Genomic DNA, 16725 nt, shown 5'->3' with positions numbered 1-16725 from the left:
CGGCCGAGGTGATGGCCGGCTTCGGCGCGGCGACCCGGGAGTGGTTCCGTGCCGCCTTCGCCGCCCCCACCGCCGCCCAGACCGGTGCCTGGCGGTCCGTCGCCGCCGGGCGCAACGCGCTGGTGGTGGCCCCGACCGGCTCCGGCAAGACCCTCGCCGCGTTCCTCTGGTCGCTGGACCGGCTGGCCAAGGAGCCGCCGCCGGCCGAGGCCCGCCAGCGCTGCCGGGTGCTCTACGTCAGCCCGCTCAAGGCGCTGGCGGTCGACGTCGAACGCAACCTGCGCGCCCCGCTCGCCGGCATCCGGCAGGCGGCCACCCGGCTCGGCGTCGCGCCGCCGGACATCACCGTCGGGATGCGCACCGGCGACACCCCCGCCGACGAACGCCGGGCGTTCGCCCGCACCCCGCCGGACATCCTCATCACCACGCCGGAGTCGCTGTTCCTGCTGCTCACCTCCGCCGCCCGGGATTCGCTGCGCGGCGTCGAGACGGTGATCCTCGACGAGGTGCACGCGGTGGCCGGCACGAAGCGCGGGGCCCACCTGGCGCTCTCCCTGGAACGGCTCGACGAGCTGCTCACCACCCCCGCCCAGCGGATCGGCCTCTCCGCGACAGTCCGGCCGATCGACGCCTGCGCACGCTTCCTCGGCGGCGCCCGCCCGGTGGACGTGGTCCAGCCGGCCACCCCCAAGACGATCGAGGTGAGCGTCCAGGTCCCGGTGGAGGACATGACCCGCCTGGACGAGCAGGAGCAGCCCCGGGAGGACGACCTCGGCGGCCCCGGCCCGCGCCGGGCGTCGATCTGGCCGGCCGTCGAGGAGCGGGTCTTCTCGCTGATCAGGGCGCACCGCTCGACCATCGTCTTCACCAACTCCCGGCGCAGCGCCGAACGGCTCTGCGCCCGGCTCAACGAGCTGGCCGCCGAGGAGCTGGCCGCCGCGACCGCGCCACCGGGCGGCCCCGACGGCGGGCGTGGCGCGGACGCCTGGGGTGGACCGGTCGGTCCGGTCCGGGCCCCCCGGCCGCCGGCCGAGGTGATGGCTCAGTCGGGCGCGGCGGCGGGCGCCGCGCCGGTGATCGCCCGGGCCCACCATGGCAGCGTCTCCCGGGAGGAGCGCAAGCACATCGAGGAGGCGCTCAAGTCCGGACAGCTCCCCGCCGTGGTGGCCACCTCCAGCCTGGAGCTCGGCATCGACATGGGCGCGGTCGACCTGGTGGTGCAGATCGAGGCGCCGCCCAGCGTGGCGGCCGGCCTGCAGCGGGTCGGCCGGGCCGGGCACCAGGTCGGCGCGGTCTCCCGGGGTGTGGTGTTCCCCAAGCACCGCGGCGACCTGCTCTCCTGCACGGTGGTCGCCGAACGGATGGCCGAGGGCGCGATCGAGGAGCTGCACTACCCGCGCAACCCGCTGGACGTGCTCGCCCAGCAGGTCGTCGCGATGGTGGCCCTGGAGCCGTGGCGGGTCGGCGACCTGGCCGTGCTGGTCCGCCGGGCCGCGCCCTTCGCCGAGCTGCCCGAGTCCGCCCTGCACGCGGTGCTCGACATGCTCTCCGGCCGCTACCCGTCCACCGCCTTCGCCGAGCTGCGCCCCCGGCTGGTCTGGGACCGCGCCACCGACGTGCTCACCGGCCGGCCCGGCGCGCAGCGTCTCGCGGTGACCAGCGGCGGCACCATCCCGGACCGGGGCCTCTTCGGCGTCTTCCTGGCCGGCGCGGAACGCGCCGCGCGGGTCGGCGAGCTGGACGAGGAGATGGTCTACGAGTCCCGGGTGGGCGACGTGTTCCTGCTCGGCTCCTCCTCCTGGCGGATCGAGGAGATCACCCCCGACCGGGTCCTGGTCTCCCCCGCCCCCGGTCAGGCCGCCCGGATGCCGTTCTGGAAGGGCGACCAGCTGGGCCGCCCGGTCGAGCTGGGCCGGGCCATCGGCGCCCGGGTCCGGACCCTGATCCGGCAGAGCGACGAGGCGGCCGTCGCCGCGCTGCGCGCCGGCGGGCTGGACGACTGGGCCGCCGGCAACCTGATGGCCTACCTGCGCGAGCAGAAGACCGCCACCCGCTCCCTGCCGGACGACCGCACCGTGCTCGTCGAGCGGTTCCGCGACGAGCTGGGCGACTGGCGGATGGCCGTGCACAGCGTGCTCGGCGCCCGCGTCAACGGGCCGTGGGCGCTGGCGATCGGCCGTCGGCTCGCCGAGCGGTACGGCGTGGACGCGCAGGTCATGCCCTCCGACGACGGCATCGTGGTGCGGCTGCCGGACATCGCGGAGGATCCGCCCGGCGCCGACGTGGTGGTCTTCGAACCCGACGAGATCGCCCAACTGGTCGAGGAGTCGGTGGGCACCTCCGCGCTCTTCGCCTCCCGGTTCCGCGAGTGCGCCGCCCGCTCGCTGCTGCTGCCCCGCCGCGACCCGCGTCGCCGCCAGCCGCTCTGGCAGCAGCGGCAGCGCGCCGCCCAACTGCTCGACGTCGCCCGGGAGTACGCCGACTTCCCGGTCACCCTGGAGGCGGCCCGGGAGTGCCTCCAGGACGTCTTCGACCAGCCCGCGCTGGCCGAGCTGATGCGCGACCTGGGCAGCCGCAAGGTCCGCCTGGTCGAGGTGGAGACCGACCGCCCCTCGCCGTTCGCCCGCTCGCTGCTCTTCGGGTACGTCGGCGCGTTCCTCTACGAGGGGGACGCCCCGCTGGCCGAGCGCCGGGCCGCCGCGCTGGCGCTGGACTCCACCCTGCTCGGTGAGCTGCTCGGCCGGGTTGACCTGCGCGAGCTGCTCGACCCGGCGGTGCTCGCCGAGACCGAGCGGCAACTGCGCTGGCGCACCGAGCAGCGCCGCCCGCGGGACGCGGAGGACGTGGTCGAGCTGCTCCGGGTGGTGGGCGACCTCACCGAGGTGGAGCTGGCCGAGCGGGGCGCGCCGGTGGACTGGCTGACCGACCTGGCGGCCGCCCGCCGGGCGCTGCGGGTCCGGATCGCCGGCGAGGACCGCTGGGTGGGTGTCGAGGACGCCGGCCGGCTGCGCGACGCGCTGGGCGTGGCCCTGCCGGTCGGGGTGGCCGATGCGTACCTGACGCCGGTGGCCGACCCGCTCGGCGACCTGGTCGCCCGGTACGCCCGCACCCACGGCCCGTTCGCCGCGACGACCTGCGCGGCCCGCTTCGGGCTCGGCGTCTTCGTGGTGGAGCAGGCGTTGCGCCGGCTCGCCGCCACCGGCCGGGTCGTCTCCGGTGAGTTCGCACCGGACAGTGTGGGCAGCCAGTGGTGTGACGCGGAGGTGCTGCGGCTGCTGCGCCGCCGCTCGCTCGCCGCGCTGCGCCGGGAGATCGAGCCGGTGCCGCCGAAGGCCCTCGCCGCGTTCCTGCCCCGCTGGCAGCAGGTCGGCTCGTCGGCCCGGGGCGTGGAGGCGCTCGCCGCGACGATCGAGCAGCTCCAGGGCGCTGCGGTGCCCGCTTCAGCGCTGGAACGCCTGGTCCTGCCCGCCCGGGTGGCCGACTACTCCCCCGCCCAGCTCGACGAGCTCTGCGCCAGCGGGGAGGTGGTCTGGGCCGGCTCGGGAGCGATCTCCGGCGGGGACGGCTGGGTCACCCTGGCGTACGCGGACGCCGCGCCGCTGCTGCTGCCCCCGCCGGACGATGCGCTGGCCCTCACCCCGTTGCACGAGGCGGTCCTCGACGCGCTCGGCGAGGGGCAGGCGCTCTTCTTCCGCTCCCTGGCCGACCGGGTCGGCTCGACCGACGACGCCGCGCTGAGCGCGGTGGTCTGGGATCTGGTCTGGGCCGGCCAGCTCACCAACGACACGCTCGCTCCGCTGCGCGCGGCGCTGGGCGGTGGCGGGGCGCACCGGTCCCGGCCCACCGCGCCCCGGACCCGCTACCGCCGGCCCGGCCGGGTCGCGCTGCCGACCCGGGGCGGTCCGCCCACCGTGGCCGGGCGCTGGTCCCGCCTCCCCGAGCGGGACACCGACCCGACCCGGAGGGCCGCCGCCCTCGCCGACGTGCTGCTGGAACGGCACGGGGTGGTGACCCGGGGGGCGGTCGTCGGCGAGCAGGTGACCGGTGGTTTCGCCGCGGTCTACCCGGTGCTCTCCGCGCTGGAGGAACGCGGTGTCGCCCGGCGCGGCTACTTCGTGGAGGGGCTGGGGGCCGCCCAGTTCGCCGTGCCCGGTGCCGTGGACCGGATCCGGGCTCTCGCCGACCCCGCCGACGGTGCCCGCGGGCGGGGCGGCCCCACGGTGGTGCTCGCGGCGACCGATCCGGCGAACCCGTACGGCGCGGCGCTGCCCTGGCCGGAACGGGTCGTCGACTCGGGTGACGGCGCCGCCCCGGCGACCGGGCACCGGGCCGGGCGCAAGGCCGGCGCGCTGGTCGTACTGGTCGGCGGCGACCTGGTGCTCTACGTCGAGCGGGGCGGTCGGACCATCCTCTCGTTCACCGACGACGGCGACGCGCTCACCGCGGCGGGCAAGGCGCTGGCCGACGCGGTCCACTCCGGTGCGCTGGGTGCCATCTCGGTGGAGCGGGCCGACGGCGAGGCGGTGCACTCCTCACCGCTGCGCGACGCGTTGACCGCCGCCGGGTTCCGGGCCACCCCGCGCGGGCTGCGCCTGCGCGGCTGACCACCGCCGGGACGGGCGGGTCGCCGGACCTGCCGGATCCGGTGGTGGGCAGCCGCTTCCCCGGCCAGCGCCTCCGTGGCCCGCAGGCCGACGGGTCAGGTCAGCTTGGCGAGGACGTCGTTGTAGCGCTTCTGCTCCGCGACCGCCGTCCGGGTGCCCAGGTAGTTGAGCACCACGGCGCCCTTGCGGTACGCGTCGGCGCCCCAGATGTCGGTCTGGTTGGTCGCGGTGGCCTCGTCCGGGAAGACGTACACCGAGACGGCGTCGGTGACCAGCAGCTGGGCGCAGCCGACGCCGAGGCCGTTCGGCCCGCAGTCCCGGGACCGGTCGCGCAGGTTCGGCACCTTCAGACCGGCGGCCTTGAACGCGTCGACCACCTTCTGCGCGGCGGGCGTTCCGGTGGCCTTGGTGGGCATCACGAACGGCGGGGTGGACGGGCTCTCCGACGGAGTGGGCCGCTTGCCGCTGCCGCTGGTGGTGGCGGCGGCGGGCTCCTCGGGCGGGGCGGCCGCGCTGGTGGCCGGGGCATTCGACCGGCCGCCGTCGGCCCACGCTCCGCCGTCCTTCTCGTCGGCGGGATCGCTGCCGCAGCCGGAGAGCCCGGCAGCGATGAGAACGGCGGCTGCGGTCGCGCGGATACGAAGGCGTTTCGTCGTCACCCCGGCAGTCTGCCGGAACCCGCTCCGGTGGCGGCACCGGCCGGTCGGTCGATCGCGATCCCCGGTCAGCGGTAGCGGTACGCCGGCTAGCCTTCCGGCATGGCCCCGACCGCCTGGATCTCGCTGACCACCGACTACGGCCCCGCCGACGGTTTCGTGGCCGCCTGCCACGGGGTGATCGCCCGGTTCGCCCCGGCGGTCCGGGTCATCGACGTGACCCACCTGGTGCCCCCGGCCGACGTGCGGCGGGGCGCCGCGGTGCTCGCCCAGACGGTGCCGCACCTGCCGTACGGGGTGCACGTCGCCGTGGTCGACCCGGGCGTCGGCACCGAACGGCGCGGGATCGCGATAGTCAGCCCGGGCGGGCTGCTGGTGGGGCCGGACAACGGCCTGCTGCTGCCCGCCGCGGCCGCGTTGGGCGGGGTGACCGCGGCGGTCACGCTGGACAATCCGCAGTGGTGGGCGCCGGACGTGTCCCGCACCTTCCATGGCCGGGACGTCTTCGCCCCCGTCGCGGCCCGGCTCGCCCTCGGCGCCCCGCCCGCCGAGGCGGGACCGCCGGTCGACCCCGCCGACCTGGTCGCGCTGCCACCCCCGGTGCTGCTGCGGGAGGCAGGCGGCTTCACCGCCCAGGTGTCCACGGTGGACCACTTCGGCAACGTCCAGCTCGCCGCCGGTCCGGAGCTGCTGGACCTGCTGGACGGGGAGCTGACGGTGGCCGGGCGTCCGGCCGTCCGCGGGCTGACCTTCGGCGACGCCCCGGCCGGGGCGCTGGTGCTCATCGTCGACTCCGCGGGCCTGTTGGCGGTCGCGGTGAACGGGGGCCGGGCGGTGGACCTGCTCGGCGTGGCGCCCGGCGACCCGGTGACCGTCCGGGGTCGGTGAAAGCGGCAGCTGCCGGAACCCGTCGGGTGTGGAATGCTGCTGCGGTGGGTGAGGTCTGGGTTCCCGTCGTCTGTCCCTGCTGCGCGTCCCGGACCGGTGGGGGCACCTGTCCGGTCTGCTTCTGGACCGACGACGGGCAGGGCGACGCCGACGCCGACGTGGTGCGGGGCGGCCCGAACGGCGACATGAGTCTTTCCGACGCGCGGCTGAACTTCGCCGTCTACGGGGCCAGCCATCCCCGCTACCAGGAGATGGTGCGCCCGGCGCACCCCCACGAGCGACCCTGAGGCACCCGCCGTCGCGGCGGTGAGCGGGGTGGCTGACGTACTGGCTGCGGTCCAGCCGGTTCGTGGTGCGGTACGGCTCGGTGACCGTCTGCCCGAGCACGTGACACTGGATCGGGACCCGTCACCTCGTTCTCCTCAGAGACCACCGATGCGGCGTTTGTCGGCAGATCCAGGGAAACTTCGGCACAAATAGCGACACCTGCGAATCCGGCCCGAACGAGGGAGGATGGAGGGGTGCCCGAAGGCGACACCGTCTGGAACACCGCCCGCGTCCTGCACCGCGCGCTCGCCGGCGCCGTGCTCACCGGCAGCGACTTCCGGGTCCCACAGCTCGCCACGACCGACCTGACCGGCTGGACCGTGCGCGAGTCGGCCAGCCGCGGCAAACACCTGCTGCTCCGGCTGACCGCGCCGCCCGAAGGACCGGTGACCGGGCACTGGACGCTGCACTCGCACCTGCGGATGGACGGCGCCTGGCGGGCGTACGCCCCGGGGGAACGCTGGGCGGCCCGGCCGGCGCACCTGATCCGGGTGGTGCTGCGCAGCGCCGGCGCGGTCGCCGTCGGCTACCACCTGCACGAACTGGCCCTGGTGCCGACCGCTGAGGAGGAGTCCCTGGTCGGCCACATCGGCCCGGACCTGCTCGGTACGGACTGGGACCTGGCCGAGGCGGTCCGCCGGCTCGCCGCGCACCCCGAGGCCACCATCGGCGAGGCGCTGCTGGACCAGCGCAACCTGGCCGGGGTGGGCAACCTCTACAAGTGCGAGGTGCTCTTCCTGCGCGGCGTCTCGCCGTGGACACCGGTCGGCGCGGTGCCCGACCTCGCCGGCACGGTGGCCCTGGCACAGCGGCTGCTCGCCGCCAACCGGGGCCGCTGGACGCAGAGCACCACCGGCTCGCTGCACCGCGGGCAGACCAGCTACGTGTACGGCCGGCGCGCCCAGCCCTGCCGCCGCTGCGGCACGGCGATCCGCAAGGAGGAGTTGGGCGAGCGGGTCACCTACTGGTGCCCGGTGTGCCAACCCGAACGGTCCTCACCAGCCACGACGCCGGTCTGACCCGCCGCCGTCGGACTGCCGGGACGGCACCGGAGATACGGACGATTGGGTAATTCCCATCCATCGCTCCAGGTCGCATGCTGCGGTTGAGTGCTCACCGTTCGTCACCGACGGGCGCGACCACCCGCCACGCCGGGGTGGTGGTCGTCGTGCCCCGATCCCGGGGAGAGCCATGGCCCTGTTCCGCAGACTGCGCCCCAGCTGGGCGGACCGCGCGGTCCGCGCCGATCGCGTCGAGGGACCGACCATCCCGGCGGCGCGGGCCGCCGAGGTGACCGTCCCCACCCCGGCGAGCCTGGACCCGGCCGCCGTGCCGCGCTGCTTCGGCCCGGTGCCGAACTTCGCCAGCAGCCCACTGCCGGTGCGCGACGTGCACGGACGGGTCGTCCCCGGCAGCGGGCTGCGCAAGTTCGTCGACGCGCTACCGCTGCCCGGCCCGCTGGGCCGCAACCAGCTCGGTGGCCACCTGCCGATCGCCGTCCCGGACACGATCAGCTACCCGGGCTGCGACTACTACGAGATCGGGGTACGCGAGTACCACCAGCGGCTGCACCGGGACCTGCCGACCACCCGGCTGCGCGGCTACCGGCAACTCAACCTCGGCACCGACCCGGACGGGCACAACACCGTCGCCCCGCCGGAGCGGCCGTACCACCTCGGGCCGATGATCGTCGCGCGTCGGGGCCGCCCGGTCCGGATCAAGTTCATCAACCAGCTCCCCACCGGCCGGGCCGGCGAGCTCTTCCTGCCGGTCGACCCCACCGTCGCCGGGGCGGGCATCGGCCCGCTGGACGGGCCGGCGCCGTACCCGCAGAACCGGGCCGTGCTGCACCTGGCCGGGGCGCAGACCGGCTGGATCAGCGCCGGCAATCCGTGGCAGTGGATCACACCGGCCGGCGAGATCACCCCGTACCCGACGGGCGTGGGGGTGCAGCACGTGCCGGACATGCCCCACCCGGGCGCCGGGGCCACCACGCTCTACTACCCGAACGAGCAGAGCGGCCGGCTGATGTGGCTGCACGACAACACCCTCGGCCTGTCCCGGCTGACCGTCTACTCCGGTCAGCTCGCCCCCTACCTGCTCACCGACCCGGCCGAGGAACGGCTCGCCGCCGACGGGGTGATTCCCAGCGAGCAGGTCCCGCTGGTGATCCAGGACCGCACGTTCGTCCCGGACGACGCCCAGCTCGCCGCCCAGGACCCGACCTGGGACCGGGTCCGGTGGGGCGCCCGGGGCAACCTCTGGCATCCGCACGTCTACCAGCCCCGGCAGAACCCGTACCGGGAGTCGGGGCGCAACCCCACCGGCCGCTGGGACTACGGTCCGTGGCTGCCCGGGCGGGACGCCGACGGATCCGGCCCGGTGGAGAACCCGCACCACGACCCGGTGGCCACGCCGGAGGAGCCGCCGTACACCCCGGGCGTGCCGCACCCGGCCGCGGTGCCCGACGCGTACGGGGACACCCCGCTGGTCAACGGCACCGCGTACCCGTACCTGACGGTGGCGCCGAAGGCGTACCGGTTCCGGATCCTGAACGCGTGCGCGGACCGCAGCCTCAACCTCCAGCTCTACCGGGCCCGCTCGGACGGTCCGATGTGGCGCCCCGACGGCGCCCTGGCCGACGCCGGCGCCGGGGAGGTGCCGATGGTCGAGGCGGTCCGCGCCCCGGGACGGCCGGCCGACTGGCCCGTCGACGGCCGCGACGGCGGGGTGCCGGACCCGCGGGCCGCCGGGCCGCGCATGATCCGGATCGGCAACGACGGCGGGCTGCTTCCCGCGCCGGTGGTGGTGCGCAACCGGCCGGTGGGTTTCCGGTACGACCGCCGCGACCCCACCGTGCTCAACGTGGACGGGCACGCCCTGCTGCTCGCCCCCGGCGAACGGGCCGACGTGGTCGTCGACTTCTCCACCGTGCCGCCGGGCTCGGTGCTGATCCTCTACAACGACTGCCCGGCGCCGCTGCCCTGCTTCGACCCCCGGTACGACCACCACAGCGACGCGCCGGACCGCACCGCCGAGGGCGGGCTGGCCGCCAGCCGCCCCGGGTACGGCCCGAACACCCGGACTCTGCTCCAGATCCGGGTGGCCGGCACACCCGCCCCGCCGTACGACCTGGCCCGGCTGGCCGAGCGCCTGCCCGGCGCGTACGCGGCCAGCCAGCGCCCGCCGATCGTGCCGCAGCCCGAGTACGACGAGGCGTTCGGCACCCGCACCGCGCGCCGGACGGTGGTTTCGGCGCACACCACCTCGGTCAGCTTCACCCCGATCGGGGCGGCCGCCTCGGTGACCCTGCCGATCGAGGTGAAGACGGTCGGGCAGGTCTTCGAAGCGGAGCACGGGCGGCTGGCCGGGCGGCTCGGCGTCGCCCATCCGTACGCGGGCCCGCTCGGCCCGTCCTCGCTGCCGCTGGGTCCGGCGGATCCGGCGACGGAGATCCTGGTGGCGACCGACCCGGCGGTGCCGGTGGGCGCGCCGGCGGACGGCACCCGGCTGTGGCGGATCAGCGGGACCGGCCGGCAGAGCCACCCGGTCCGGATCGAAGGCTGCGACGTGCAGCTGGTCAACCGGGTGGGCTGGGACGGGACGGTCCGGCGGCCGGACGGCGGCGAGCTGGGGTGGAAGGAGACCGTCCGGGTCGACCCGGCGGAGGACGTGGTGGTGGCGCTGCGGCCGGTGGTACCGCCGCTGCCCTTCAAGATCGGTGACAGCGTGCGGCTGCTCGACCCGACCCGGCCGGCCGGCGTCCGGGTGGGCTCCACCCCGATCAGCCCGCTGGACGGGCGCCCGGCGGCGGTGGTGAACCACCTGGTCAACCTCGGCTGGGAGTACCGCTGGTCCAGCGGCGCGGCCGGCCTGCGCGACCTGGGGATGAGCCGGCCGCTGGTGGTCCGGGTCGCCCCGAAGGCGCCGACCGGGCTGACCGCTACGCCGGTGCCGGGTTCGGCGACCGCGCTGCCGGGGATCGCGCTGGCCTGGACCGGCAACGGCGCCCGCCCGCCGGCCACCAGTCACCTGCTCCAGCGCGCCACCGACGCGGGGTTCACCCAGGGGGTCACCGCGATCACCGTGGCGGCCGCCGCGACCCGGTACACCGACGCGTCGGTGACCCCGGGCGTGACATACCACTACCGGATCCGGGCGGAGAACGCGGTGAGCTGCTCGGCCTGGTCGAACAGCGTCCCGGCGTCGGTCCGGCTGACCGCGCCGAGCGGGCTCGCCGCGGTGGTCCCGCCGGCCGCCCCGCTGCGGGTCGCGCTGCGCTGGGTGAACCGTTCCTTCGCCACCGGGATCGACGTGCAGCGGGCCACCAACCCGACCTTCACCAGCGGGCCGGGCACCACCGCGGTCGGGGTCGCGGACAACCACCTGGACCCGGCTGTCGCCCCGGACACCACGTACTACTACCGGGTGCGCACCACCTACCTGGGGGCGGCGTCACCCTGGTCGACGGTGGCCACGGTGACCACGCCCCGGGTGCCGGCCATCCCCACCTCGATCTCCGCCGCCCCCAGCGCGGCCGGTCCGGACACCGCGACGGTGGTGCTGAGCTGGGCGGCGGTCGTGCCGACCGGGCCGGGTTCCGGATTCGTCGTCCAGCGGGCCCTGGACCCGGCGTTCCACCGGGAGCCGGCCACCTTCACGGTGACCGGCCGGGGCTTCACCAACACCGGGCTGGCCCGGGGCGTGACCTACCACTACCGGGTCCGCGCGTTCAACGTGGTGGGCAGCTCGCCGTGGAGCGGGCAGGTCCCGGTCGCCACCCCGTGAGGGGGCGGACGTTCAGCGGGCCGGGGTGCGCAGCGGGTCGCCGACGGCGCGCAGCTCGGCCAGCGCCGAGGCCACCCCGTGCAGCAGGTCGGTCGCCTCGGTCAGCCGCGAGGCGGCCGGGTCGGCGCTGCCCGGGTGGGCGTCCTCGGCGACGTAGCCGGCCGCCGCGACGACCAGCCCCTCGTAGGCGGTCACCCCGGTCTCCAGCTGGTCGAGCAGGGCGCGGTGCGCCTCGGCGAGCCGGGCCCGGGACTCGGCCGGGGCGAGCCGGACGGCGCGTTCCACGCTGGCCACCCGGCCGGCCAGGTCACGCAGGGAACGGTCCGCGGCGGCGGCCTCCAGCACCGCCGGCTCGGCCAGCCCGGTGAGCCGCCCGGCCATCCCGGCCAGGGTGAGCGCCGCCCGATCCAGCCGGGCCCACGCCTCTGCGGCGGTGGTGCCGCGCAGGGCCAGCCGGGACCGGAGCCGACGCGCCTCGGCCAGCACCCCCGGGCCGACCGGGAGACGTTCGACGGCGGCCACCAGCCGGGCCCGGGAACGGGCGGCGGCCTCCGCGGGGTCGAGGGCCGGTGGGGCCGGCCGGGCGGCGAGGGCCCGCAGGTCGATCCAGCGCCAGGCGGCCAGGGCCACCGCGCTGCCCGCGGCGCCCGCCCAGGCCGCGTCGGGCAGACCGAGCCCCGCGTACGGGGTCAGCACGGCGGCCGCCCCGCCCAGGCCACCGGCCAGGACGCTCCACCGTCGGGCGGAACGCCGCAGCCGTCGCAACCGACGGAAGTGTCGTGTTCGCTCGTCCGCCACCCGCGTACCTCCTCGAACCGTCCGCTCAACCGGCGGCGGTGGTGTCCCCCGTGCCGCGGTCCCGGGTCAGGCTGGCCCGGATCTCGTCCAACCGCGCGGTGGCGGCCGGGTCGGCGGCCGGCGCCGCCTGCTTGGCCGGCTGCTGCTGCACCGCCGGTCGCTCCTGCGGGCCCGCGAGCTGCTCGCCGGCCATGCTCGCGCGGATCTGCTCCAGCCGGGACGACCCGGCGCTGTCGAGGGTCGACTTCTGGATCTCCAGCATCCGCCCCTCGACGGAGTTGCCGGCCAGCTCGGCCCGGCCCATGGCGTTGGCGTAACGGCGCTCGATCCGGTCGCGGACCTCGTCCAGCGACGGGGTGTTGCCGGACGCGGTGAGGCTGGACATCGACTCCAGCGAGCGGGCCACGCTCTCCTGCATCTTGGCCTGCTCCAGCTGGCTGAGCAGCTTGGTGCGCTCGGCGAGCTTCTGCTGGAGGATCATCGAGTTGTTCTCGACCGCCCGGCGGGCCTGGGCGGCGGCGCCGAGCGCTTGGTCGTGCAGGGTCTTGAGATCCTCGGTGGCCTGCTCGGCGGAGACCAGCTGGGTGGCGAGCACCTGGGCGGACTGCTCGTAGCGGCCGGCCTCGGTCTCGTCGCCGCGGGCCCGGGACTGGTCGGCGAGGACCAGCGCCTGCCGGGCGTTGCCCTGGAGCCGCTCGACCTCCGACATCTGTCGAGAGAGCTTCATCTCCAGCTGGCGCTGGTTGCCGATCACGGCGGCCGCCTGCTGGACCAGCGCCTGGTGCTGGCGCTGCGCCTCCTCGATGGCCTGCTGAATCTGCACCTTCGGATCGGCGTGCTCGTCGATCTTGGCACCGAAGAGCGCCATCAGGTAGTGCCAGCCCTTGACGAACGGGTTCGCCATCTCCGAAGTATCCCCTCAGTAGCGTCGCTGCGCCTCGACCAACCGTCGGCCGCGCGGAGCGTGCTCCCATCGTCGCAGCCGGACGCCAGGGCGGCGAGCCGTACCACGGGAGTGCCTCCGCACAGCCTGCGATCAACCCTACGCGGCGGGGGCCACCCCGGCCATGGGCCGCAACCCCTGCGCGGTCAGGCGGCGCAGACCACGTCCCGCTCGCCCGCGCGGACCCGGGTGCTGCGCAGGGTGGCCTTCAGCGGCGAGTCCTGGCGGACCGAGACGGCCACCTTGCCGTCGGAGGTCACCTGGCGTACGCCCCGGTTGGTGGCCTTGCGCACCGCGGCCCCGGCCGGCACCGGCGTGGCCTCGGCTGGCTCGTCCTGCATCGGCATCAGCACGCCCGGCATCTGCTCGGCGAGGGCGACGGTGTCGCTCACCTCGCGCAGCAGCTCGGAGAGGCGGGCGCCCAGGGCGTCGCAGATGGCGGCCAGCAGCTCGCTGGAGGGCTCCTTCTGGCCGCGCTCGATCTCGGACAGGTAGCCGAGGCTGACGTTGGCGGCGGTGGAGACCTCGCGCAGGGTGCGGTGCTGACCCTGGCGGCGCGCCCGTAGTGCGTCACCGATCACCCGGCGTAGCAGGACCATCGCACCTCCCCCTGACGGGAAACCTCTGCCGGCGGCCGGTCGCCCGCGCCGGACGCGGGGATCCGCTCCGGCGCCGACGTCGAACGCCGGAGCCTTCCCGCAACCGTACCCGTTGCCCGGCCCCGCGACATCCCACCCCGGCCGTCGGATCCGGTCGGCCCGGTCACCGGCTGACCGCCGCAGCGGCGGCGGGACCGGCCGGCGCCTCCTCGTCGGCGGCGTGGATCCGCTCGGCGAGCAGGCGCAGCGCCTCGATCACCGCGGCGGCGCGGATGTGGTCCCGGCCACCGTCGAGGTCGAGCCGGCGGACCACCGCGCCGGTCGGGCCGGCCGTGGCGACGTAGACCAGGCCGACCGGCTTGCCGTCCTGCGGTTCCGGCCCGGCCACACCCGTGGTGGCCAGCCCCCAGTCGGCCCCGCAGCGCCGCCGGCCGCCCTCGGCGAGCGCCACCGCCACGTCCGGGTCGACCGGCCCGCGCTCGGCCAGCAGCTCCGCCGGCACGCCGGCCAGCTGCGACTTCAGCTCGGTGGCGTAGGTGACCAGGCCACCCCGGTAGACCCCGCTGACCCCGGCGATCTCAACGATCGAGGCCGAGAGGAGGCCGCCGGTCAACGACTCGACCGTGGCCAGCGTCTCGTGCCGCTCGTGCAGGCTGTGCACCACCGCCGCGGCCGGGCTCCCGGCGGGCCGCTCGTGCTTCGCGTCCGTTCCCATGCCCCGCTTCCCTTCCCCGCCCGCCCCGCCCTAGTCATCCTGCGCCCGGATCGGTCGATCATGGGGGTGATCCTCCCGACCCGGCGCAGCGGGTGGCGGCAACTTCGTGATCAACGAGCCGACGACACGGTGGACGCGGCCGAGGGTCAGGGGCGGGGGCGACGGAGGCGGAGGGCCTGGGCGATGTAGTCGAAGCCGGTGACCACCGTGACGATGACGGCGGCGGCCATGATCCAGGGACCGACGACGGCCAGGGCGGCCGGCATCGGCCAGAGGTACCAGGTGATCGCCAGGATCTGGAGCGCAGTCTTGATCTTGCCGCCGCGGCTGGCAGCGATCACCCCGTGCCGGATCACCCAGAACCGCAGCGCGGTGATGCCCAGCTCACGGGCGACGATCACCGCGGTGACCCACCAGGGCAGCCGGTCGTACCAGGAGAGCAGCACCAGGGCGGCGCCGGTGAGCGCCTTGTCGGCGATCGGGTCGGCGACCTTGCCGACCGAGGTGACCAGCCCGAACCGGCGGGCGATCCAGCCGTCCACCAGGTCGGTCACCGAGGCGACCACGAAGATCAGACAGGCGGCGAGCTGCCAGCCGGCGTGGATCATCCCGGAGACGATCACCGACGCCGCGAAGACCGGCACCAGCACCAGCCGCAGCAGGGTCAGCGCGTTGGCCGCGTTGCGCACCGGCACCCGGGGGACCACCGGCGCCGACTCCGTCGCCCCGGTCACGGCCGCACCCCGTTCCGGCCGTCGTGGCGTACCTGACACCGCACCACGTGGCTCCCTCGTTCCCTCCGGACCCGCCGTCACCGCTCCGCGCCGGGCGCCGCCGAGATCATCTCATCCGGCACGGCGATCAGGTCGACACCCTCGGTCGCGGTGACCGTGGCCCGCACCAGGTCGCCCGGGCGCAGCGCGGCCAGGTCGACCCCGCCGCCGACCGGCGCGACCAGGGTGGTCGAACCGTCGACCTCGGGCGCCTGGTGGGCCGCCCGCCCCTCGACGACGCCGCCGTCGACCGTGTCGACCAGCACCTCGACCGTCGAGCCCAGCCGCTCCTCGGCCCGCTGCGAGCAGAGCTCGTCGGCGAGCGCGCTGAGCTTGTCGTAGCGGCGCTTGATGGTGGCGGCGGAGACCTTGCCGGGCAATCCGGCCGCCTCGGTGCCGTCCTCGTCGCTGTAGTCGAACATGCCGATCGCATCGAGCCGCGCCTCGGTCAGGAACCGGACCAGCTCGTCCACGTCCGCCCGGGTCTCACCGGGGAAACCGACGATGAAGTTGCTCCGCGCGCCCGCCTGCGGGGCCAGGGTGCGGGCACCGGCCAGCAGCTCCAGGAACCGGTCGGTCGAGCCGAAACGGCGCATCCGGCGCAGGACCGGCTCGCTGGAGTGCTGGAAGGACAGGTCGAAGTAGGGAGCCACGCCCGGCGTGGTGGCGATCGCCTCGACCAGGCCGGGCCGGGTCTCGGCAGGCTGCAGGTAGCTGGCCCGGACCCGGACGATGCCGTCGATCGCGGCGAGCTGCGGCAGCAGCTTCTCCAGCGCCCGCGGGTCGCCCAGGTCCTTGCCGTAGGAGGTCGAGTTCTCGCTGACCAGCACCAGCTCCCGGACGCCGGTCTTGGCCAGCCACTCCGCCTCGGCGAGCAGCTCGTCGGGCGTACGGGAGACGAAGGCGCCGCGGAAGGCGGGGATGGCGCAGAACGCGCAGCGGCGGTCGCAGCCGCTGGCCAGCTTGAGCGAGGCGACCGGACCGGTGTCGAGCCGGCGGCGCAGCACCTGGCGCAGGTGGGCCGGGGTGTGCTCGTCGGTCTCCACCGTGCCCCGGGTCGGGGTGCCGTGCCCGGGCAACGAGACCGCCTGGTCGCGGCGCGAGACCGGGGTCAGCGGCAGCAGCTCGCGCCGGTCCCGCGGGGTGTGCGCGACGACCGCCTCGCCGGCGACGACCGCGTCGAGCCGGGCGGAGATGTCCGGGTAGTCGTCGAAGCTGAGCACCGCCTGCGCCTCGGGGAGGCTGTCGGCGAGTTGACGCCCGTACCGCTCGGCCATGCAGCCGGCGGCGACCACCTTCGCCCCGGTGTCGGCCGCCGCGAGCAGAGTCTGGATGGAGTCCTGCTTGGCCTTCTCGACGAAGCCGCAGGTGTTGACGACCACCACGTCGGCGCCCTCACCGTCGGTGGTGACCTGCCAGCCGTCGGCGTGCAGCCGGGCGGCCAGCTCCTCCGAGTCGACCTCGTTGCGGGCACAGCCCAGGGTCAGCAGGGCGACACGGCGGCCGGCGGCGGCGGAAGCGGAGGTGGCAGACACCATCCGAGGGTACCGGGCCGGCCGGCCCGGGCCGGCAACGGCGGGCCGCGGCATAGGCCGGCTCACATCCCCGGGCCGCCCCGCCCGGCCGCGCCGGCC

12 protein-coding genes are annotated in these 16725 nt (G+C 75.6%); 5 read left to right on the top strand and 7 right to left on the bottom strand.

Going from position 1 to position 16725, the window contains the following annotated elements; all coding sequences use genetic code 11:
- Positions 1-11: 11 nt before the first annotated feature.
- On the top strand, positions 12-4604 hold the full coding sequence (locus tag AC5RWQ_RS00390; protein ID WP_494281131.1) for an ATP-dependent helicase: 4593 nt from the start codon (positions 12-14) through the stop codon (positions 4602-4604).
- Positions 4605-4699: 95 nt separating this feature from the next.
- On the opposite strand, the gene AC5RWQ_RS00385 is transcribed toward AC5RWQ_RS00390, so the two are convergent.
- Positions 4700-5263, bottom strand: a complete 564-nt coding sequence (locus tag AC5RWQ_RS00385; protein WP_494280747.1) for a hypothetical protein — start codon at positions 5261-5263, stop codon at positions 4700-4702.
- Between the two features lie 99 nt (positions 5264-5362).
- On the opposite strand from AC5RWQ_RS00385, the gene AC5RWQ_RS00380 reads away from it, so the two are divergent.
- From AC5RWQ_RS00380 to AC5RWQ_RS00365, 4 genes are all read left to right on the top strand, one after another.
- A complete protein-coding gene (locus AC5RWQ_RS00380; RefSeq protein WP_494280746.1) occupies positions 5363-6148 on the top strand; it encodes an SAM hydrolase/SAM-dependent halogenase family protein in 786 nt (261 codons plus the stop codon).
- A 44-nt stretch (positions 6149-6192) separates the two neighbouring features.
- Positions 6193-6435, top strand: a complete 243-nt coding sequence (locus AC5RWQ_RS00375; protein WP_494280745.1) for a CPCC family cysteine-rich protein — start codon at positions 6193-6195, stop codon at positions 6433-6435.
- Between the two features lie 234 nt (positions 6436-6669).
- Positions 6670-7494 (top strand): DNA-formamidopyrimidine glycosylase family protein, encoded by an 825-nt coding sequence (locus AC5RWQ_RS00370; protein ID WP_494280744.1) that lies wholly within the window; start codon positions 6670-6672, stop codon positions 7492-7494.
- 172 nt (positions 7495-7666) lie between these two features.
- A complete protein-coding gene (locus AC5RWQ_RS00365) occupies positions 7667-11263 on the top strand; it encodes a hypothetical protein (RefSeq protein ID WP_494280743.1) in 3597 nt (1198 codons plus the stop codon).
- A 12-nt stretch (positions 11264-11275) separates the two neighbouring features.
- Here the strand turns inward: AC5RWQ_RS00365 and pspM are convergent, their stop codons facing one another.
- From pspM to rimO, 6 genes are all read right to left on the bottom strand, one after another.
- The gene (gene pspM, locus AC5RWQ_RS00360) at positions 11276-12061 is read right to left on the bottom strand and encodes a phage shock envelope stress response protein PspM (protein ID WP_494280742.1); all 786 of its coding nucleotides are present in this window, start codon (positions 12059-12061) and stop codon (positions 11276-11278) included.
- Positions 12062-12086: 25 nt separating this feature from the next.
- Positions 12087-12965, bottom strand: a complete 879-nt coding sequence (locus AC5RWQ_RS00355) for a PspA/IM30 family protein (RefSeq protein ID WP_494280741.1) — start codon at positions 12963-12965, stop codon at positions 12087-12089.
- A 185-nt stretch (positions 12966-13150) separates the two neighbouring features.
- The gene (locus AC5RWQ_RS00350; protein WP_494280740.1) at positions 13151-13603 is read right to left on the bottom strand and encodes a helix-turn-helix domain-containing protein; all 453 of its coding nucleotides are present in this window, start codon (positions 13601-13603) and stop codon (positions 13151-13153) included.
- A 163-nt stretch (positions 13604-13766) separates the two neighbouring features.
- Positions 13767-14318 (bottom strand): CinA family protein, encoded by a 552-nt coding sequence (locus AC5RWQ_RS00345; RefSeq protein WP_494280739.1) that lies wholly within the window; start codon positions 14316-14318, stop codon positions 13767-13769.
- 146 nt (positions 14319-14464) lie between these two features.
- The gene (gene pgsA / locus AC5RWQ_RS00340; protein ID WP_334482530.1) at positions 14465-15052 is read right to left on the bottom strand and encodes a CDP-diacylglycerol--glycerol-3-phosphate 3-phosphatidyltransferase; all 588 of its coding nucleotides are present in this window, start codon (positions 15050-15052) and stop codon (positions 14465-14467) included.
- 77 nt (positions 15053-15129) lie between these two features.
- Positions 15130-16629, bottom strand: coding sequence for a 30S ribosomal protein S12 methylthiotransferase RimO (gene rimO / locus AC5RWQ_RS00335; RefSeq protein WP_494280738.1), 1500 nt, complete (start codon positions 16627-16629; stop codon positions 15130-15132).
- Positions 16630-16725: the final 96 nt, after the last annotated feature.

The organism is Micromonospora sp. BS32, assembly GCF_059089345.1.
This window is presented reverse-complemented; position numbering and strand designations above follow the sequence as displayed.